Origin of the sequence: uncultured Modestobacter sp., from assembly GCF_947486615.1 — a bacterium.
In the GTDB taxonomy this organism is placed as follows: Bacteria; Actinomycetota; Actinomycetes; order Mycobacteriales; family Geodermatophilaceae; genus Modestobacter.
The window spans coordinates 452809-471993 of record NZ_CANKUD010000003.1 but is presented as its reverse complement, the minus strand read 5'-3'; the positions used below and the strand labels follow the sequence as shown (position 1 = coordinate 471993).

18 protein-coding genes are annotated in these 19185 nt (G+C 74.4%); 14 read left to right on the top strand and 4 right to left on the bottom strand.

Features of this window, described 5'->3' with window-relative positions; all coding sequences use genetic code 11:
- The first annotated feature begins 16 nt into the window (after positions 1 to 16).
- From Q1A09_RS08485 to Q1A09_RS08465, 5 genes are read left to right on the top strand one after another with little or no spacing between them, the layout of a single operon-like run.
- The gene (locus tag Q1A09_RS08485; RefSeq protein WP_299953532.1) at positions 17 to 2257 is read left to right on the top strand and encodes an MMPL family transporter; all 2241 of its coding nucleotides are present in this window, start codon (positions 17 to 19) and stop codon (positions 2255 to 2257) included.
- Positions 2258 to 2290: 33 nt separating this feature from the next.
- Positions 2291 to 3379, top strand: a complete 1089-nt coding sequence (locus Q1A09_RS08480; protein ID WP_299953530.1) for a M20 family metallopeptidase — start codon at positions 2291 to 2293, stop codon at positions 3377 to 3379.
- Positions 3376 to 4281, top strand: a complete 906-nt coding sequence (locus Q1A09_RS08475) for an alpha/beta fold hydrolase (protein ID WP_299953528.1) — start codon at positions 3376 to 3378, stop codon at positions 4279 to 4281. The genes Q1A09_RS08480 and Q1A09_RS08475 overlap by 4 nt, the downstream gene beginning before the upstream one ends.
- Positions 4275 to 5240: a hydroxymethylglutaryl-CoA lyase gene (locus tag Q1A09_RS08470; RefSeq protein WP_299953526.1), complete on the top strand. Its 966-nt coding sequence runs from the start codon at positions 4275 to 4277 to the stop codon at positions 5238 to 5240. Before Q1A09_RS08475 ends, Q1A09_RS08470 begins: the two co-directional genes overlap by 7 nt.
- A 47-nt stretch (positions 5241 to 5287) precedes the next feature.
- Positions 5288 to 5824, top strand: coding sequence for a flavin reductase family protein (locus tag Q1A09_RS08465; RefSeq protein ID WP_299953525.1), 537 nt, complete (start codon positions 5288 to 5290; stop codon positions 5822 to 5824).
- Positions 5825 to 5887: 63 nt separating this feature from the next.
- Here the strand turns inward: Q1A09_RS08465 and Q1A09_RS08460 are convergent, their stop codons facing one another.
- The 4 genes from Q1A09_RS08460 to Q1A09_RS08445 all read right to left on the bottom strand — a co-directional run bounded on the left by Q1A09_RS08460 (position 5888) and on the right by Q1A09_RS08445 (position 10219).
- Positions 5888 to 8134, bottom strand: a complete 2247-nt coding sequence (locus Q1A09_RS08460) for a PP2C family protein-serine/threonine phosphatase (protein ID WP_299953523.1) — start codon at positions 8132 to 8134, stop codon at positions 5888 to 5890.
- Positions 8135 to 8276: 142 nt separating this feature from the next.
- Entirely contained in the window at positions 8277 to 8756 is a 480-nt protein-coding gene (locus Q1A09_RS08455) for a hypothetical protein (protein ID WP_299953521.1), read from the bottom strand.
- A complete protein-coding gene (locus Q1A09_RS08450) occupies positions 8749 to 9114 on the bottom strand; it encodes a hypothetical protein (protein ID WP_299953519.1) in 366 nt (121 codons plus the stop codon). Before Q1A09_RS08450 ends, Q1A09_RS08455 begins: the two co-directional genes overlap by 8 nt.
- A gap of 112 nt (positions 9115 to 9226) precedes the next feature.
- Positions 9227 to 10219 (bottom strand): aldo/keto reductase, encoded by a 993-nt coding sequence (locus tag Q1A09_RS08445; protein ID WP_299953518.1) that lies wholly within the window; start codon positions 10217 to 10219, stop codon positions 9227 to 9229.
- Positions 10220 to 10395: 176 nt separating this feature from the next.
- Between Q1A09_RS08445 and Q1A09_RS08440 the strand changes: the two genes are divergently transcribed.
- The 9 genes from Q1A09_RS08440 (at position 10396) to otsB (ending at position 19123) form a co-directional block, all read left to right on the top strand.
- Entirely contained in the window at positions 10396 to 11409 is a 1014-nt protein-coding gene (locus Q1A09_RS08440) for a siderophore ABC transporter substrate-binding protein (RefSeq protein ID WP_299953516.1), read from the top strand.
- A gap of 37 nt (positions 11410 to 11446) precedes the next feature.
- Positions 11447 to 12466 (top strand): ABC transporter permease, encoded by a 1020-nt coding sequence (locus tag Q1A09_RS08435; protein WP_299953514.1) that lies wholly within the window; start codon positions 11447 to 11449, stop codon positions 12464 to 12466.
- Entirely contained in the window at positions 12456 to 13484 is a 1029-nt protein-coding gene (locus Q1A09_RS08430) for an iron chelate uptake ABC transporter family permease subunit (protein ID WP_299953512.1), read from the top strand. The genes Q1A09_RS08435 and Q1A09_RS08430 overlap by 11 nt, the downstream gene beginning before the upstream one ends.
- Positions 13481 to 14239 carry an ABC transporter ATP-binding protein gene (locus Q1A09_RS08425; protein WP_299953510.1) on the top strand — a complete coding sequence of 253 codons (759 nt, stop codon included), beginning with the start codon at positions 13481 to 13483 and terminating at the stop codon, positions 14237 to 14239. The genes Q1A09_RS08430 and Q1A09_RS08425 overlap by 4 nt, the downstream gene beginning before the upstream one ends.
- A gap of 81 nt (positions 14240 to 14320) precedes the next feature.
- The gene (gene ngg / locus Q1A09_RS08420; RefSeq protein ID WP_299953606.1) at positions 14321 to 16087 is read left to right on the top strand and encodes an N-acetylglutaminylglutamine synthetase; all 1767 of its coding nucleotides are present in this window, start codon (positions 14321 to 14323) and stop codon (positions 16085 to 16087) included.
- The gene (crcB, locus tag Q1A09_RS08415) at positions 16084 to 16554 is read left to right on the top strand and encodes a fluoride efflux transporter CrcB (protein WP_366139765.1); all 471 of its coding nucleotides are present in this window, start codon (positions 16084 to 16086) and stop codon (positions 16552 to 16554) included. Before ngg ends, crcB begins: the two co-directional genes overlap by 4 nt.
- Entirely contained in the window at positions 16551 to 16904 is a 354-nt protein-coding gene (locus Q1A09_RS08410; protein WP_299953509.1) for a CrcB family protein, read from the top strand. Before crcB ends, Q1A09_RS08410 begins: the two co-directional genes overlap by 4 nt.
- 81 nt (positions 16905 to 16985) lie before the next feature.
- Complete coding sequence (locus Q1A09_RS08405; protein WP_299953507.1) at positions 16986 to 18377, top strand: trehalose-6-phosphate synthase; 1392 nt, start codon at positions 16986 to 16988, stop codon at positions 18375 to 18377.
- Positions 18374 to 19123 (top strand): trehalose-phosphatase, encoded by a 750-nt coding sequence (otsB, locus tag Q1A09_RS08400; RefSeq protein WP_299953505.1) that lies wholly within the window; start codon positions 18374 to 18376, stop codon positions 19121 to 19123. The genes Q1A09_RS08405 and otsB overlap by 4 nt, the downstream gene beginning before the upstream one ends.
- The last annotated feature ends 62 nt before the right edge of the window (positions 19124 to 19185 follow it).

Genomic DNA, 19185 nt, shown 5'->3' with positions numbered 1-19185 from the left:
ACCACCAGGAGTACCGATGTCCACCCTGCTCTACCGGCTGGGCCGCGCGGCCTACCGCCGTCGCGTGCTCTTCTCCACCGCCTGGGTGGCGGTGCTGGGCATCGTCGTCGCCCTCTTCCTGACCATCGGCGGGGAGTTCGACGACGAGTTCACCATCCCCGGCTCGGAGTCCCAGGCCGCGCTCGACCGGCTCGACGAGGTCTCGCCGGCGGCGGCGGGGGTCGGCGCCCAGCTGGTGTTCGTCGCCCCCGAGGGCGCCACGGTCGCCGACCCGCAGTACGCCGCGGCGATCGGTGAGACCGTCGCCGCGGCCGGGCAGGTCGACCAGGTCGCCGCCGTCCAGGACCCGTTCACCACCCAGTCGATCAGCCCGGACGGGCGGGCGGCGCTGGCCTCGGTGCAGTACTCGGTGCAGGCCACCGAGCTCGGCGGGGACGCCCTCGAGGAGCTGCAGGCCGCCACCACCGCGGCGACCGAGGCCGGCCTGGAGGTCGAGGTCGGTGGCGGGGCCTTCGCCACCGGTGCGGTCACCGTCGGCCCGCTGGAGCTCATCGGTGTCGTGGTCGCCGTCCTGGTGCTGGTGATCACCTTCGGCTCGCTGCTCGCCGCCGGGATGAACCTGCTGACCGCGCTGGTCGGGGTGGGCATCGGGCTCACCGGCCTGCTGGCGACCTCCGGGATCATCACGCTCTCCTCGACCGCCCCCACGCTGGCGCTGATGATCGGCCTGGCGGTCGGGATCGACTACACGCTGTTCATCCTGTCCCGGCACCGTGCCCAGCTGGCCGCCGGGATGGACCCCGAGGAGTCGGCCGGGCGGGCCGCCGGCACCGCCGGGTCCGCCGTGGTCTTCGCCGGCCTCACCGTGATCATCGCGCTGTCCGGGCTGGCCGTCGTGGGCATCCCCTTCCTCACCGTGATGGGCCTGGGCGCTGCGGGCACCGTCCTGGTCGCCGTCCTGGTCGCGCTCACCCTGCTGCCCGCGCTGCTCGGCTTCGCCGGAACCCGGCTGGTGCCCAAGCCCGGGTCCCGCGCCGCCCGGCGCGAGCAGGCCCTCGCCGAGCACGCCGGCACCCCGGCCCGCACCGGTGGCGCCCGCTGGGCCGCCTTCGTCACCCGCCGCCCGCTGCTCACCGTGCTGGTCACCGTGGTCGGCCTGCTGGTCATCGCCATCCCCGCGCTGCAGCTGCGGCTGGCGTTGCCCGACGCCGGCACCGCCCCCGAGGAGAGCACCACCCGGCAGGCCTACGACGCGGTCAGCGAGTTCTTCGGCCCCGGCGCCAACGGCCCGCTGATCGTCTTCCTCGACGGCCTGGACCCGGCGACCGCCGAGCAGACCGCCAACCAGGCCGCCGCCGCGATCGGCGGCACGCCGACCGGCCAGCCCGGTGAGTTCACCGGCGGCCTGGACGACGTCGCCTACGCCGCCCCGCAGCTGCTGGCCGACGGCACCGCGGCGATCGTCCAGGTGGTGCCGGAGAGCGGCCCGCAGGACGAGGCGACCACCGCCCTCGTCGCCGACCTGCGCGACCTCGGCGACGACCTGGTGTCCGACCCCGGCGCCGACGTCACGGTCACCGGGCAGACCGCGGTCGCCATCGACGTCTCCGACCGGCTGGCCGGCGCGCTGCTGCCGTTCACCCTGGTCGTGGTCGGCCTGGCGCTGGTCCTGCTGCTGCTGGTCTTCCGCTCGGTCCTGGTGCCGATCAAGGCCGCGCTGGGCTTCCTGCTCTCGGTGGGCGCCTCGTTCGGCGCCGTGGTCGCCGTCTTCCAGTGGGGCTGGCTGATGGACCTCTTCGGCGTGCCGGCCACCGGCCCGGTGATCAGCTTCATGCCGATCCTGCTGATGGCGGTGCTGTTCGGCCTGGCGATGGACTACGAGGTCTTCCTGGTCTCCCGGATGCGCGAGGAGTTCGTGCACGGCGCGGCCCCTCGTGCGGCGGTGGTCGCCGGCATGCGGCACGCGTCCCGGGTCGTCGTCGCCGCCGCGCTGATCATGTTCTCGGTGTTCGGCAGCTTCGTGACCATCGAGGACGTGACCGTCAAGGCGATCGCCTTCGGGCTGGCCGTCGGCGTGCTGGTCGACGCCTTCGTCGTCCGGATGACGCTGGTGCCCGCGGTGCTGGCGCTGCTGGGCCGCTCGGCCTGGTGGCTGCCGCGCTGGCTGGACCGGCTGCTGCCCGACCTGGACGTCGAGGGCGCCAAGCTGAGCCGGACGGTCGAGTCCGAGCGCACCCCCGAACCGGTCGCCGGCTGAGCGCGGGGCAGGGGCGCGGGCCATGATCGGCCCATGAGCGCCCCTGCCCCGGACGTCGTCGCCCTGCTGCGCGAGCTGGTCGCCACCCCCACCGTCTCCGGTGACGCCGCCGCCCAGCGCGGGGTGCTCGGCACGGTGACCGACGTGCTGGCCGCCGCCGCGCCCCACCTGCGGGTGCAGACCGGCACCGACCCCGACCAGCCCTGGACGCTGCTCACCTCCCCCACCGACCCGGCCCGGCCGCGGCTGCTGGTGGCCTGCCACGTCGACACCGTGCCGGCCACGGAGCCGGGCAGCTGGCAGCGCGACCCCTTCGGCGCCGACCTGGCGGAGGGGCGCGTCTGGGGCCGCGGCGGGTCGGACATGAAGGCCGGTGTCGTGGCTGCCGTCGCCGCGTTCGCCGCGGCCGACCCGGGGACGCCGGTCGCGCTGCTGCTCACCAGCGACGAGGAGATCGGCTCCCGGGGTGCCGCCGCCGCGGCCGCCGCGGTGGCCGACCTGAGCGTCGGCGCCGTCGTCGTCCCGGAGGCGACCGGCAACCGGGTGGTGCTCGGCCACCGCGGCGCGCTGTGGCTGACCGTGCGGGCCCGCGGCGTCGCCGCGCACGGCAGCACCCCCGAGCGAGGTCACAACGCGCTGCTCGACCTGGTCGCCGTGCTGAACAGGGCGGGTTCGGAGCTGCCGCTGGCCAGCGAGCCGTTCCTGGGCACCGAGACCTGGAACCCGGGCGTGCTGCGCAGCGGCACCGTGCCCAACGTGGTCCCGGACCGGGCCGAGGCGGTGATCGACCAGCGCACCGTCGGCGAGGGCTCCGCGCTGCTGGACTGGTGGCGGGCGCAGCCGGAGGTCGCCGACGTCGACGTGCTGGTCGACCTGGCCCCGGTGCGCACCGACCGCGACGATCCGTGGGTGACCAGCCTGCCGGCCGGGGTCGAGCCGGCCCCGGCCACCTACTTCACCGACGCCTCGGTGCTGCGCCCGGTCGTGGGCACCGCGCCGATCGTGGTGTGGGGCCCGGGCACGCCGGCGGTCATGCACGCGGTGGACGAGTACGTCGAGGTCGCCGAGGTGCAGCAGGCGGCGGCCGCGTTCACCGACGTGCTCACCCGCTGGCCGGCGTGACCTCGTTCCACGTGGAACCGGGCTCGGTGACACCGGTGTGGGTCGAGGAGCACCTGCCGGTGGAGCCCGGCGTCGCGCTGTTCACCGCCCGGACCGCCGGCCCGGCCGACCGCACGCTGCTGGTGGTGCACGGCGGGCCGGACTGGGACGGCAGCTACCTGCGTGACCCGCTCCACCGGCTGGCACTCGCCCACCGCGTGGTGGTCCCGGACCTGCGGGGCTGCGGCCGGTCGACCACCGGCCTGCCACCCGGCGCCTGCACTCCGGATGCGGTGGTCGGCGACCTGGTGACGCTGATCGACGTCCTGGGCGGCGGGCCGGTCGACGTCCTCGGTTTCTCCTGGGGCGGGCTGATCGCCCAGCGGCTGGCCGATGCGGCACCGGACCGGGTCCGCCGGCTCGTGCTGGCCTCCACCAGCGTGCTCCCGGTGGAGGAGGTGCAGTTCGGCGACTGGCCGGAGCGGACCCGTCGCCGGGCGGCCGAGGGGGCCGTCTGGGCCGATCCGACCCTGGCCGGGCCGGCCTTCGCCCGCGCCGCCGCGCTGGCCGGCGCCCCGGCTGCCGTCTGGCGGGCCGAGGCGCTGCCGGGCTGGCGCGACCGGCTGGCCGCGGTGCGGTTCTCCGGCGACTGGCTGGCCGCCTGGCGCGCCACCGGCGCCCTGCCCTCCCCGCGGCTGCCCGACCCGGTCCGGCGGCTGGCGGCCACCGGGCGGCCGGTGCTGCTGCTGCACGGGCGGCAGGACATGGTCTTCCCGGCCGACCTCGCCCGGCAGGCCGCGGCTGCGCTGCCCGACGCCCGGGCCGTCCTGCTCGACGACGCGGGGCACATGGCCCACGTCGACTCCCCCGACGCCTGGCTCGCCGCGGTCCGCACATTCCTGGCGGGAGGGGCATCATGCTGACCGACGGCGAGGAGGCCGATGTGAACGAGTTCGACCTGGTGCTGCCCACGACGGTGGACGTGCGGGAAGTCGGCATGCGCGATGGCCTGCAGCTGGAGGACCCGCTGCCGCTGGCCGGCAAGCTGGCCATGCTCGAGGCGCTGGTCGCCACCGGCGTCCGCCGGATCGAGGTGACGTCGTTCGTCTCCCCCAAGGCGGTGCCCGCACTGGCCGACGCCGACCAGGTGGCCGCCGAGCTGCACCGCTTCGACGGGGTGCACTTCTCCGCGCTGGTCGCGAACCCCCGGGGCGCGGTGCGGGCGGTCGACGCCGGCATCGCGCACCTGGAGTACGTCGTCTCCGCCGCCGACTCGCACAGCCGGGCCAACGCCGGGCGCAGCACGGCCGAGGCGGTGGGCGCGGTCGGTGAGATCGCCGAGCTGGCCCACGGCGCCGGCGGCTCGCTGGAGGTCATCGTGGCCACCGCCTGGGACTGCCCCTTCGACGGCCGCACCCCGGTCTCGCGCACCGTCGACGTCACCCGGGCCGCGGTCACCGCCGGGGCCGACCAGCTCTGCCTGGGCGACACCATCGGCACCACCACCCCGCTGCGGGTCGTCCGGCTGATCGACGAGGTCCGCCGCGCCTGCCCCGGCACCCCGCTGGGCGTGCACTTCCACGACACCCGCGGCACCGGGCAGGCCAACGCGCTCGCCGCGCTGCAGGCCGGCATCACCCAGCTCGACGCCTCGGTCGGCGGTCTCGGCGGCTGCCCCTTCGCGCCCGGCGCCAGCGGCAACATCGCCACCGAGGAGCTCGTCTACTGGCTGGCCGACGCCGGCATCGTCACCGGCATCGACCTGGACGCCGTCCTCGCCGCGGCCGCGGTCACCGAGCACACGGTGGGCCACGAGCTGCCCAGCTCGCTGTACCGGGCCGGCGGGCGCAACCAGCCGCGGGGGGCCGTCGTCCCGGCGTGAGGCTCCGCACGGTGCCGGGTGCGGGCGGGCGTGATGGGATCGACGGCGTGAGTGCAGACGCGGCGGGCCCCCCGCCCCAGGTGGTCGACCCCCGGCTGATGCGCGACGTGCTCGGGCACTTCGTCTCCGGCGTCACGGTGGTGACCGCGATGGCCGCCGACGGGCCGGTCGGCTTCACCTGCCAGTCGTTCAGCTCGCTGTCGCTGGACCCGCCGCTGGTCGCCTTCGCCCCGGCCCGCACCTCCCGCACCTGGCCCCGGCTGCGCGAGGCCGGCCGGTTCTGCGTCAACGTGCTCGCCGAGGAGCAGAGCCACCTGTCCCGCCAGTTCGCCCGCTCCGGCACCGACAAGTACGCCGGGGTCGGCTGGACGCCCAGCCCGCACGGCTCCCCCGTGCTGGACGACGTGGTGGCCTGGATCGACAGCGAGCTGTGGGCCGAGTACGACGGCGGCGACCACACGATCGTCGTGGCCCGGGTGCTCGACCTGGGCGCCGACGCCGCCCGCACCCCGCTGCTCTTCCACCGCGGCGCCTACGGCCTGCAGCGGGCCCTCCTCGCCCCCGAGGTCACCGACACACTCTGAGCCGAGGCCGCCAAAATGGCCATTTTGGCGGCCTCGGCCTCGCAGGGGCGAGGGGGTCCTTCGTCAGTCGAAACGGACGGCGATGACGGCGACGTCGTCCCGGCGGTCGGGGTCGGTGCCCACCGCCTGCAGGCACAGCTCGGCCGGGTCGGCGTCGACGGGGGCGTCGGCGAGCCGGGTGACCAGCGCGGCGATCCCTTCGTCCATGTCCGTGCCGGGGCGCTCGATCAGCCCGTCGGTGTAGGCGATCAGGGTGGCGCCGGCGGGGACCTCGATCGCCCGTGAGGTGCGCGGACGGGTCGAGTCGACACCGATCAGCAGGCCGGTGACGCCGTCCAGCAACCGCACCGTGCCGTCGACGGCACGCAGCAGCAGCGGGGGGTGCCCGGCGTTGGCCAGCTGCAGGCGCCACGACCCGCCGGGGGAGTCCGGGCGCTCCACCCGGCCGTAGACCATCGTCGCCATCGGGGCCACGTGCAGCCCCTGAACCAGCCGGTCGACCCGGCCGAGGATCTCCCCCGGATCGCCGTCGCCGGCGTCCCAGGCGCAGGCCCGGAGCAGACCGCGCAGGTGGCCCATCGCGGCGGCGGCCGCCACGTCGTGGCCCACCACGTCGCCGATGGCGATGCCCACGCTGCCGTCGGGCAGGTGCAGCAGGTCGTAGAAGTCACCGCCGACGTCGGCCGAGCTGGAGGCGCTCAGGTAGTGCGCGGCCGCGGTGACCCCGGTGATCTCCGGCAGCTGGGGCAGCAGCGAGCGCTGCAGCGTCTCGGCGACCGAGTGCTCCTGCTGGTACAGGCGCACGTTGTCCATCGCCATGGCGGCCCGGCGGGAGAGGTCACGGGCCAGGTCGACGTCGTCGCTGCCGAACCGCCGGTCCTGGGTCTCGGCGACCAGGGTGAGCGCGCCGATCGTGCGGCGGCGGGCGACGAGCGGCACGGTGAGCTGGGAGGACGTGCCGAGCTCGGCCATCACCTCCCGCAGGGCCGGGTCGGGCGCGGCCGCCGCCAGGATGGCCTCGGTGATCTCCGGGACCAGCACCGGCTCGCTGGAGTCGAGGACCCGCCGGATGGGGGCGGCCTCGGGCAGGTCGGCGAAGCGCAGCTGGGCGAAGCGCCGCAGCTCCTGCGTCATGCCCCGGCGGTGCGCGGCCGAGGAGCCGGAGACGGCGCCGTGCTCGTCCACCAGGGTGATGAGCACCCAGTCGGCCAGCAGCGGCACGCACAGCGTCGCCAGCCGGTCGAGCAGGTCGTCCAGGTCGAGCGTCGCGCTCAGCGTGCTGGTGGCCTCGGCCATCAGCGCCAGCCTGCTCTGCGCCCGCTCGGCCTCGACCCGCGCTGCGTCGGCGGCGGCGTGCGCCTCCTCGGCGTCCCGGCGGGCGGCCTGCTCGGCGGCGAAGGCGGCCTTGCGGTCGTCCTCGACCCGTACCCGCTCGGTGACGTCGGTCTGCACCCCGACGAAGCTGACCAGCGTGCCCTCGCCGTCGAAGACCGGTGTGATGGACAGCTGGTTCCAGAAGGCGGTGCCGTCCTTGCGGTAGTTGAGCAGCGTGGTGGTGACCGGCTGCTCGTCCCGCAGCGCCTGGCGCAGGTCGTCGACGGCCTTGCGCTCGGTGGCCGGGCCCTGCAGGAACCGGCAGTTGCGCCCGACGCTCTCCTCGTAGCCGTACCCGCTGATCCGGGTGAACGAGGGGTTGACCCACACCAGCGGGTTGTCGGGCTGGCGCGGGTCGGTGATGGTGAAGGCGATGTCGGTGGCCACGACGGCCCGCTCGCGCAGCGCCTGCAGCTGCGTCTCCGGGTCGTCAGCTCCCGCGGTGTCGTCCAGCTGGAGGAAGACCACCAGCGACAGCCGCTGCTCGTTCGCGTCGTGCGAGAGCGGGAAGCCGGTGACCCAGAGCACCTGGTCGGGATCGTCGGCCGCCGCGGCGGCCCGGGCCTCGTCGGAGCTGCGCCGGGTGGAGAGCCGGACCGCCTCGCCGGCCACCGGGCGGCCCGAGGCGACGTGGGACAGCGGGTTGGCCGTGCTGGCCAGTGGCGATCCGGACAGGTCGGTCAAGCCGGCCGCCTCGCCCCACGCGTCGATCGCCACGGGGAGGCCGACGTTGCCGGCCAGGTCGTCGGCCGCGGTGTTGGCGTAGGTGACCGTGCCAGCGACCTGGTCGATGACGAGGACGGCGACCGGGACGTCGGCGAGCACGCCTGGCAGCGCCGACTGGGCGCCGCCGTCGTGGCTGGAGACGACCGCCTCGGCGGCGCCGACGATCGAGGCCTGCTGCCGGCGCTCGGCCGGCTCGGAGGTGGCCGCCATGCCCTCCGCCAAGGCCGCGGCGGCCTCGGGTGGGACCTGACCCGTCACCGGTTCGGCGGGTCGTCTGTCGGACGGCACCGGGCGATCGTAACGAGCAGCTTCGGTTGCGCACCACAGAGCGTGCTGCTGAGCGGCCGGGCGCTCAGCCGGCGCTGGGCCCGCCGTCCTGCTCGGCGGCGACCTGCGACTGGTGACGCAGCCACAGCAGGCCGAGCACGGGCAGCAGCAGCGGGACGAACCCGTAGCCCGAGCCGTAGCCCGACCACACCGTGTCGTCGGGGAAGGCCGCCGGGTCGGCCAGCGACAGCGTGCCGACGACCACGACGCCGGCGAGCTCCACCGAGCAGGCGAGGACGGCGGTGCGCCGCCCGCCGCTGCCCCCGCGGGCCAGGCCGATGGTGGCCAGCACGTAGACGACGGCGGCGAACGCGGACAGCAGGTAGGCCAGCGGTGCCTCGTCGAACTGCGTGGCGAGCTGCACCGCCGCCCGGGCGCCGGCGGCCAGCGCGAACACCCCGTAGAGCGCGACGAGCACCCGGCCCGGCCCGCGGGTGGTGTCCGGGACGGCGTCGGTCGGCTCGGGCGCCGGCCCGCCGAGTGCGCCGCCGGGTGTGTCAGCCACCGGTGACCACCCACAGGTCGAGCAGCCGCCAGAGCATGACGGCGACGGCGAGCGCGGCGACCGCGAGCACGGTGCCGGCCCAGCGGGTGGGCTCGCTGCGGGCCCAGAGCAGGCCGGCGACCGGCAGCAGCACCACGCTGCCCAGGTAGGCGAGGAAGGTGGCGAGCTCCGCGGGACGCTGCCCGCCGGCCAGCCCGACGACGGCGACCACCGCCTGGGCGACCAGCAGTGCCTCCAGGACGCCGGTCGCGGCCAGGTGGGCGGTGCCGGTGCGGCGGCGCAGCGCGGTGCTCAGCCCGCCCAGCACGGCCAGGACGACGGCGGCCACGGTCGCCGCGACGACGAGCGCGGTGCTCATCGGCGGGGGTCGGGCAGGCGGGAGCGCACCCGCCCATCCTGCCGTGCCCTTCGGCCACCGTTCAGGGGCCCGCGCCGAGCTTGCGAGGCGTGGGGGGAACGGTGGTCCTTCATCAGCGGTGCACGGTGGACATGTCCGGGTAGCGGTCGCCCGCGGTGGCCCCGCGCGGCGCGGCCTCGTCGAGGGCGCGCAGGTCGTCCTCGGTGAGCTCGACGTCGGTGGCGGCCGCGTTCTCCTCGAGGTAGGAGACGCGCTTGGTGCCCGGGATCGGCACGATCGCCGGGTTGCCGTCGCGGTCGGACTGCGCCATCACCCAGGCCAGCGCCAGCTGGGTGGCGGTGACGGCCTTGGCCTCGGCGAGCTGGCGGACCCGGTCGACCAGCCGCAGGTTCTGCTCGAACGCCGCACCCTGGAACCGGGGATTGTGCCGGCGGAAGTCGTCCGGAGCCAGGTCGTCGAGGCTGCGGATCTGCCCGGACAGGAAGCCGCGGCCGATGGGCGAGTAGGCGACGAAGCCGATGCCGAGCTCGGCGCAGGTGGCCAGCACACCGTCGTCCTCGGGGTCGCGGGTCCACAGCGAGTACTCGGTCTGCAGCGCGGTCACCGGGTGGACGGCGTGCGCCCGGCGGATCGTGTCGGGGGCGGCCTCGGAGATGCCGACGTGCCGCACCTTGCCGGCGTCCACCAGCTCGTGCAGCGCCCCCCAGGTGTCCTCGACCGGCACGGTGGTGTCCACCCGGTGCTGGTAGTACAGGTCGATCACGTCGACGCCGAGCCGCTGCAGCGAGGCGTCGCAGGCCTGGCGCACGTAGTCGGGCTTGCCGTTGATGCCGACCATGCCGCCGTCCGGCGTGCGCTCGTTGCCGAACTTGGTGGCGAGCACGACCTCGTCGCGTCGCCCGGCGATGGCCTTGCCGACCAGCTGCTCGTTGGTGAAGGGGCCGTACATGTCGGCGGTGTCCAGGAAGGTGACGCCGAGATCGAGGGCACGCTGGATCGTGCGCTCGGCCTCGGCCTGGTCGCCGGTGCCGTAGAACTCGCTCATCCCCATGCAGCCCAGGCCCTGGGCGGGGACGGTCAGGTCGCGGAGCTTCCGTGTCTGCATGCCGCGGTGGTGCCCGCCGGAGCGCATCGGCAACCCGCCTCCCGCCCAGTGGGAGATCCAGCCGCGTTGGTCACGAAATGGTCACGTCGAGGTGACAGGTGGGCAGCCGAGCTGATTGGTTAGGCAGGCCTTAGTGAGGGCAGCCTTCCCTCATCCGTCCGAGCCTGGAGCCCTGCATGCCCCGTACCGCCCGGCCGCTCGCCGCGACCGCCCTGTCCCTCTCGGCGTTGCTCGCCCTGACCGCCTGCGGGGAGGAGGCGGCGGTCGACACCGCCGCCGCGGACGAGGCCGCCACCGTCTCCTTCACCTGGGACCGCAACGTCGCCGCCGAGGACGCCGACCCGGAGTACGAGGAGACGACGGTCGAGGTCCCGAAGGACCCGGAGACCGTCGTCGTCTTCGACATGGCCAGCCTGGACACCATCGGCGCGCTGGGCGGCGAGATCGCCGGCGCGCCGCTGGACTCCGTCCCCGGGTACCTGCAGGACGCCCTCGCCGACGACGCCTTCAACGCCGGCACGCTCTTTGAGGCCGACCTGGTCGAGATCGAGGCCCAGCAGCCCGACCTGATCGTCATCGGCGGCCGCTCCGCGGCGCTGTACGAGGACCTCAGCGAGATCGCGCCGACCGTCGACCTGAGCATGCGCGGCTCGTTCACCGAGACGCTGGAGCGCAACGCCACCTTCCTCGGCGAGGTGCTGGGTGCCGAGGACGAGGCGGCCGCGGCGGTCGCGGAGGTGGAGGCCGGCATCGAGGAGGCGCGGGCTGCCACCGCCGACGCCGGCACGGGCCTCGGCCTGATGGTCTCCGGTGGCGAGCTCAGCGCACTGGCCCCGGCCGGCGACGCCGGCGACGCGCGGGGCGCCCGCGGCGGCCTGATCTACGACACCTTCGGCGTGCAGCCGGTGGTCGAGGACATCGAGGCCGCCACGCACGGCGAGCCGGTCTCCTTCGAGTTCCTGCTGGAGACCGACCCCGACCACCTGTGGGTCGTCGACCGGGACGCCGCCATCGGCGAGGAGGGCGCCCAGGCCGCCGCCGCGGTGCTGGACAACGAGATCGTCGCGCAGACCACCGCTGCTCAGGAGGACCAGGTCCACTACCTGGACCCGGTCGCCTGGTACGTCGTCTTCGGCGGCCTGGAGACGGCGCAGATCATGATCGACGACGTCCTGCAGATCGCCGGGTGACCGTGCCGGTCCTGCCCGCGCGCCCCGCCGGCTCCCGGTGACGGCGCTCGACACCACCCCGGCGAGCACCCCCACCCCGGCGCGGCCACGCCGCACCTGGGTGGGGGTGCTCATCGGCGTCCTGCTGGTGGTCCTGTCGGTCACCGGCCTGTTCGTCGGCGTCTCCGACGTCTCCCCCGCCTCGGTGCTCGACGGCGGCGCGGACGGGCACGCCGCCTTCCTGCTGGTCGCCAGCCGGGTCCCGCGCACGCTCGCCGCCGTCCTGGTCGGCGCCTCGCTCGGCATCGCCGGGCTGATCATGCAGATGCTGGTGCGGAACAAGTTCGTCGAGCCCGGCACCACCGGGGTCACCGAGTTCGCCACGCTCGGGATGCTCGTCACGATGGTCTTCCTGCCCGGGCTGGCCGTCGTCGGGAAGATGGCCGTCGCCGCGGTGTTCGGGCTCTTCGGCACCTGGGTCTTCCTGCGGGTGGTCCGCTTCGTGCCGGTGCGCCAGCTGGTGCTCGTCCCGCTGGTCGGCATCATGCTCGGCGGCGTCGTCGGTGCGGTGACCACGTTCGTCGCCTACCGGCTGGACCTGCTGCAGTCCCTCGGTCAGTGGGCGCAGGGCAGCTTCGCCACGGTCATGCAGGGCCGGTACGAGTTCCTCTGGATCGCCGGGGCGATGGTCGCGGTCGCCTGGTTCGCCGCCGACCGGTTCAGCGTGATCGGCCTCGGCGAGGAGTTCGCCACCAACCTGGGGCTGGACTACCGGAAGGTCGTCGCCGTCGGCATGGTGGTCATCGCGGTGATCACCGCGGCGGTGCTGGTCACCGCGGGCATGATCCCGTTCCTGGGCCTCGTCGTCCCGAACGTGGTCAGCCTGGTGATCGGGGACAACGTGCGCCGGGCGATCCCCTGGGTCGCCGGCCTCGGGGCCGTGTTCGTGCTCGCCTGCGACCTCGTCGCCCGCCTCGTCCGCTTCCCCTACGAGATCCCGCTGTCGGTCGTCGTCGGCGTCATCGGCGCGGCGCTGTTCCTCTGGCTGCTGCTGCGGAGGCGGAGCCGTGCTCACTGATCCCACCACCACGGAGTCCGGGGCGCTGCCCGATGCCGGTCTGCACCGCGGCCGGCTCGCGATCTCCTGGGCGAGCCCGGCGTTCCGGCTGGCCCTGCTCGGCGCGGTCGTCCTGGGGCTGGCCGCCGCCTACCTGTTCACCGACGTCCCCGGGTCGCTCGGCTACGCGCTGCGGATCCGCAGCCTCACGGTGGCCGCGATGATCGTCGTGGCCACGGCGGTCGGCGTCTCCACGGTCGTGTTCCACACCATCACGCAGAACCGCATCCTCACCCCCTCGATCATGGGGTTCGACGCGTTCTACGTGCTGATCTCCACCCTCATCGTGTTCTCCTCCGGGTCGGCGGCGTTCCTGGCTTTCGACCAGCTCACGCTCTGGCTGGTCCAGGTCGTGGTGATGGTGGCGTTCAGCGTGCTGCTGTTCACCTGGCTGTTCGGGGGCAAGCGCCGCTCGATCCACCTGATGCTGCTGGTCGGCATCGTGCTGGGCACGTTCTTCCGCAGCTTCGCCGAGTGGATGCAGCGGATGCTGGACCCGCTGGACTTCCAGGTGCTCACCGACGCGATGTTCGCCTCGCTCACCCGGCCCGACGAGACGCTGCTCGCCCTCACCGCCGGCCTCGTCGTGCTGGGCTGCGCCGCCGTCGTGCCGCTGCTGCGAGTGCTGGACGTGCTGACCCTGGGCGAGCCGGCCGCCGTCGGCCTCGGGGTCGACCACAAGCGGGTGGTGATGACCCTGTTCGTGGGGGTCTCGGTGATGATCGCCGCCTCGACGGCGCTGGTCGGGCCGATCCTCTTCTTCGGCCTCATCGTGGCCAACCTCGCCTACTCCTGGGCCGGGTCGTTCCGGCACGTGTGGACGCTGCCGACGGCGGTGCTGCTCGGCATGGTCTGCCTGCTCGGCGGCCAGTTGGTGCTGGAGCGGGTCCTCGGCTACGGCGGCACGCTGTCCACGGTCATCGACTTCGCCGGTGGCCTCTTCTTCCTGTACCTCGTGCTGCGGAAGGGGGCGCGGTGATCGCGCTCGAGAACGTCACCAAGCGCTACGGCCGGCAGCCGGTCGTGGACGACGTGTCGATCACCTTCGGCGGGGAGGGGGTCACCGCGCTGATCGGCCCGAACGGGGCGGGGAAGTCGACGCTGTTCGGCCTGGTCGGCCGGCTGCTGTCCCCCGACGCCGGGCGGGTCACCGTGGACGGGCTGGACGTGGCGTCGACGCCGTCCGGCGAGCTGGCCAAGGTGCTCGCGGTGCTGCGGCAGGACAACCACGTCGCGGCCCGGCTGACCGTGCACGACCTGGTGGAGTTCGGCCGCTTCCCGCACTCGCGGGGCCGGCTCACGACCCACGACCGCGAGCACATCGAGCAGGCGATCGGCTACCTGGAGCTCGACCCCTACCGGGACCGCTTCCTCGACGAGCTGTCCGGTGGGCAGCGCCAGCGGGCCTTCGTCGCGATGGTGCTGGCGCAGGACACCCGGTACGTGCTGCTGGACGAGCCGCTGAACAACCTCGACCTGCGGCACATGACCGAGATCATGCGGCTGGTCCGGCGGATGGCCGACGAGCTCGGCAAGCGGGTGGTCATCGTGCTGCACGACATCAACTTCGCCGCCAGCTACGCCGACCGGATCGTCGCCATGCGGGACGGCGTCGTGGTGGCCGACGCACCGGCGCGGGAGGTGATGCGCCCCGACGTGCTCGCCGCCGTCTACGACACCCCGGTCGACGTCCGGGAGATCGACGGCCGGCCGGTGGCGCTCTACTACGGCTGAGGCGCGTTCCACGTGGAACAGCGCCGCTGTGACGTGTCCGACGGGGGCGGCCCGGGCACCCCTGCGGGCATGTACGGCACGATGACCGAGGTGACCAGCAGCACCCGTCGCCTCGCCGGCCACCGCCCGCACCGCGCCCCCGCGGCCCTGACCAGCCGCTCCTGGCAGCAACCGGCGGCGCACCAGCTGCGCGGGATGACCAGTGACGTCGTGCTGGACATGGGCTGGGGCCGGCTGGTGTTCGGCCAGACCTTCGCCGACCTCTCCGGCGTGCTGGCCGCGCTGCGTGCCGAGGAGTCCGGCCGGCGGGACATCTGCGTCTACCCGTGGGACCCGCAGGTGCTGGTCGGGATGGCCCCCGACGAGCTGTTCATCGACCCCTCGTTCATCTTCCGGTTGCCGCTGCACCGCTACCGCCCGCGCGAGGAGCTGATCCGCGGCGTCTTCGTGCGCACGGTGACCTCGGCGGCGGAGATGGAGGAGGTCAACGACCTGTACGCCCGGGCCGGCATGGTCGCCGCCGACACCGCGACCATGTGGGCCAACCACCGCACCCGCAGGTTCACCTACCTCGTCGCCGAGGACCCGCGGACCGGCCGGATCGTCGGCACGGTGACCGGCGTGGACCACCACCTGGCCTTCGGCGACCCGGACGGCGGTTCGAGCCTCTGGTGCCTGGCCGTCGACGCCCAGGACGCCCCGCCCGGCACCGGGGAGGCGCTGGTCCGGGTGCTGGCCGAGCGGTACGCGGCGCGGGGGCGGGCGCACCTGGACCTGTCGGTGATGCACGACAACTCCGCGGCGATCCACCTCTACCGCAAGCTGGGCTTCGACCGGGTCTCCGCGGTCTGCGTGAAGCGGAAGAACCCGATCAACACCCCGCTGTTCGCCGCTCCCCCGCCGGGGCTGACCCAGCTGAACCCCTACGCCCGGGTGATCGCCGACGAGGCGCTGCGCCGCGGCATCCGGGTGGAGGTGACCGACGCCGAGTTCGGCGAGCTGCGGCTGTCGCTGGGCGGCCGGTCGGTGCTCACCCGGGAGTCGCTGTCGGAGTTCACCTCCGCGGTGGCGATGAGCCGCTGCGACGACAAGCGGGTGACCCGCCGGCTCATGGAGCGGGCCGGCGTCCGGGTGCCGCGCGGCGCAGTGGTCGGCGAGGGTGACCTCGCGGCCGCCCACGAGCTGCTCGCCGCCTGCGGCTCGGTGGTGGTCAAGCCGGCCCGCGGCGAACAGGGCAAGGGCATCACCGTCGGCGTCCGGGACGTCGAGGGGCTGGAGCGGGCCGTCCCGCTGGCGCTGCAGCACTGCCCCGACGTGCTGGTCGAGGAGCTGGTGGCCGGCGACGACCTGCGGGTCGTCGTGATCGACCACCGGGTGGTCGCCGCGGCGCTGCGCCGACCGGCCGAGGTGGTCGGCGACGGGCGGCAGGACGTGACCGCGCTGGTGCGGGAGACCAGCCGCCGCCGGGAGCGGGCCACCGGCGGGGAGTCGAGCATCCCGCTGGACGAGGCGACCGCCGAGGTGGTGGCTGATGCCGGGCACGCGATGGACGACGTGCTGGCCCACGGGCAGCGGCTGCGGGTCCGGCGGACGGCGAACCTGCACACCGGCGGCACGATCGTGGACGTGACCGACCGGCTGCACCCGGACATCGCCGCGGCCGCCGTGCGGGCCAGCCGGGCGATCGGCATCCCGGTGACCGGGCTGGACTTCATGGTGCCCGACGTGGCCGGCCCCGAGCACGTGTTCATCGAGGCGAACGAGCGGCCCGGGCTGGCCAACCACGAGCCACAGCCCACCGTGGACCGCTTCGTCGACCTGCTGTTCCCCGAGACGCGCCGCGACTGAGCGCTGTCGCCGGGCGGTGGCATGCTGCCCCCGGTCGCCGGCCCGGTGACCGGACCCGGGGAGGACCGCTGATCGGCTACGCCGCCGCTGCGCTCGGTGGTGCCCTCGGTGCACTGGGCCGCTGGGGCGTCGCCGAGGCGCTCCCCTCCCACGCGGCCGGCTGGCCGTGGGCCACCCTCCTGGTGAACCTCACCGGCTGCCTGCTGCTGGGGCTGCTGCTGGCGGTGCTGGCCGCCCGCCACCCGGGCTCCCCGTGGCTGAGGCCGCTGCTGGGCACCGGGGTGCTCGGCGGCTACACGACCTTCTCCACCTTCGCCGTGGAGACGGTGCGGCTGGCCGAGGCCGGCGCCTGGGCCACCGCCGCCGGCTACGTGGCCGTCTCGGTGCTCGGTGGCGTGCTCGCTGCCGCGGGCGGGGTGGTGCTGGGTCGCCGGCTGGCCCCGGTGCCCGGGGAGGGCGTCGCGTGACGGCGCTGTGGGTGGTGCTGGGTGCCCTGGTGGGCGCCCCGCTGCGACTGCTCGCCGACCGGGTCGCCACCGCCCGCCGCGGCCGGGGCAGCGTGGTGGGCACGCTGACCGTGAACGTCGCCGGCAGCGCGGTGCTCGGCGTGCTGCTCGGCCTGCGCGAGGTCTCCCCCGCCGTGCTGGCGCTGGTCGGCACCGGCTTCTGCGGCACGCTGACCACCTTCTCCACCTTCGGCACCGACGTCGTCCGGCTGGTCGAGGAGCGGGTGGTGCTGCGCGCGCTGGCCTACCTGATCGGCACGCTGGTGCTCGGGCTGGGCGCTGCCGCGGCCGGGTACCTGCTGGCCCGCTGAGTCGCCGGGCGCGCGCCGGAGGGTGCCCGTCACCTAGGGTCGGCTCAGGATGAGCGGATCAAGCGAGCGCGGAGGACGTCAGTGAGCGCCGACAGCCCGGTGGTCGTGGTCGCCAACCGGTTGCCGGTCGACCAGGTCACCGACCCCGACGGGACGACGCGGTACCAACGCAGCCCCGGTGGGCTGGTGACCGCCCTGGAGCCGTTCGTCGCCGGCCGCGGCGGCGCCTGGGTGGGCTGGTCCGGCGCCGCGGGCGACGCCCCGGAGCCGTTCGAGTCCGGCGGGATGTCGCTGGTGCCGGTGCCGCTGTCCGAGGAGGAGGTGGACCGCTACTACGAGGGGTTCTCCAACGCCTCGCTGTGGCCGCTCTACCACGACGTGGTGGAGAAGCCGGAGTACCACCGCACCTGGTGGGACGCCTACGTCCAGGTCAACAAGCGGTTCGCCGACCGGGCCGCCGAGGTGGCCGCCGAGGGCGCGATCGTCTGGGTGCACGACTACCAGCTGCAGCTCGTGCCCGCGATGCTCCGCCAGCGCCGCCCCGACCTGACCATCGGCTTCTTCCTGCACATCCCCTTCCCGCCCTACGAGCTGTTCACCCAGCTGCCCTGGCGCTCGGCGATCATCGAGGGGCTGCTGGGCGCGGACCTGATCGGCTTCCAGCAGCCGACGGCGGCGACGAACTTCGTCAACCTCGCCCGGCGGCTGCACGACCTGCCCACCAAGGGCAACACGATCAGCTACGAGGGCCGCACGGTCACCGCCAGGGCCTTCCCGATCTCCATCGACGTGAGCGCCTTCGACGAGCTCGCCCGCACCCCCGAGGTGCTGGCCCGGGCCGCGCAGATCCGCGAGGAGCTGGGGCAGCCGGAGAAGATCGTGCTCGGCGTCGACCGGCTGGACTACACCAAGGGCATCGGCGTGCGCCTGGAGGCGTTCGAGGAGCTGCTGGAGGACGGCGCCATCGAGGCACCCGCCACGGTGTTCGTCCAGGTGGCCACGCCCAGCCGCGAGCGGGTCGAGCACTACGTGACCATGCGCGAGACGATCGAGCAGCAGGTCGGGCACATCAACGGCCTGTACGGCTCCACCGCCGGGCCGGCGGTGCAGTACTTCAACCAGTCGATGCCCCGCGAGGAGCTGGCCGCCATGTACCGGGCGGCCGACGTCATGCTGGTCACCCCCTACCGGGACGGCATGAACCTGGTGGCCAAGGAGTACGTCGCCGCCCGCGGCGACGACGGCGGGGTGCTGGTGCTCAGCGAGTTCGCCGGCGCGGCCGCCGAGCTCAAGCAGGCGCTGCTGGTCAACCCGCACGACATCGCCGGGGTGAAGAACCAGCTGCTGCGCGGGCTGCGGATGGACCGGGCCGAGGGCGTCAAGCGGATGCGCGCGATGCGCCGGTACATCACCAAGCACGACCTCGACCACTGGGCGAACTCGTTCTTCGACTCGCTGCAGGCCCAGGCGTGAGCCACCCGCTGGACGACGCACTGGCCCAGGCGCTCGACGAGCTGGCGCGGGCCCGGCCGCTGCTGCTGGCCAGCGACTACGACGGCGTCCTGGCCCGTCTCCGCGACGACCCCGCCGCCGCCGTGCCCGAGCCCGGGGTGGCCGACCTGCTCGGCCGGCTGGCCGCCGTCGAGGGCGTCACGGTCGCGCTGGTCAGCGGCCGGGGCATCGAGGACCTGCAGGCCACCAGCGGGCTCACCGGCCCGTTCCGCTGGATCGGCAGCCACGGCGCGGAGTTCGACGGCCCGCTCGCCGGGGAGCTGCGTGCCGCCCGGGACGAGCTGGTCGCCACCCTGTCGCCGCTGGTGGACGCCGTCCCCGGCGCGCGCCTGGAGGTCAAGCCGGCCGCCGTCGCCGTGCACGTGCGCACGGTGCCCGAGGCCGCCGCTCGCCCGGCGCTGCTGGAGCGGGCCGCGGCCGCCGCGGGCCCGCACCACACCCCCAAGCCCGGCAAGGACGTGCTCGAGCTCGCGGTCACCGACGCCGACAAGGGCAGTGCCCTGGTCCGGCTCCGGGACGAGCTGGGTGCCCGGGGTGCCCTCTACCTCGGCGACGACGTCACCGACGAGGACGGCTTCCGGGCACTGGCACCGGCCGGGGTGACCGTCAAGGTCGGTGAGGGCGAGACCCACGCCGCCCACCGGGTGCCCGACCTGGCCGGGGTGCGCGCCGTGCTCGAGCGGCTGTCCGCCGCGCTGGGGGTCTGACCTCCCGCACGTCCGGGAACGACGCGCCACCCGGTGGTGCCATGACGCCCACGGGGTAATAG

Excerpts from the sequence above, each read along its gene's own strand:
- Q1A09_RS08485 (WP_299953532.1), top strand. The coding sequence starts at position 17 with ATGTCCACCCTGCTCTACCGGCTGGGCCGCGCGGCCTACCGCCGTCGC.
- Q1A09_RS08480 (WP_299953530.1), top strand. The coding sequence starts at position 2,291 with ATGAGCGCCCCTGCCCCGGACGTCGTCGCCCTGCTGCGCGAGCTGGTC.
- Q1A09_RS08470 (WP_299953526.1), top strand. The coding sequence starts at position 4,275 with ATGCTGACCGACGGCGAGGAGGCCGATGTGAACGAGTTCGACCTGGTG.
- Q1A09_RS08460 (WP_299953523.1), bottom strand. The coding sequence starts at position 8,134 with ATGGCGGCCACCTCCGAGCCGGCCGAGCGCCGGCAGCAGGCCTCGATC.
- Q1A09_RS08450 (WP_299953519.1), bottom strand. The coding sequence starts at position 9,114 with ATGAGCACCGCGCTCGTCGTCGCGGCGACCGTGGCCGCCGTCGTCCTG.
- Q1A09_RS08445 (WP_299953518.1), bottom strand. The coding sequence starts at position 10,219 with ATGCAGACACGGAAGCTCCGCGACCTGACCGTCCCCGCCCAGGGCCTG.
- Q1A09_RS08440 (WP_299953516.1), top strand. The coding sequence starts at position 10,396 with ATGCCCCGTACCGCCCGGCCGCTCGCCGCGACCGCCCTGTCCCTCTCG.
- ngg (WP_299953606.1), top strand. The coding sequence starts at position 14,321 with ATGACCGAGGTGACCAGCAGCACCCGTCGCCTCGCCGGCCACCGCCCG.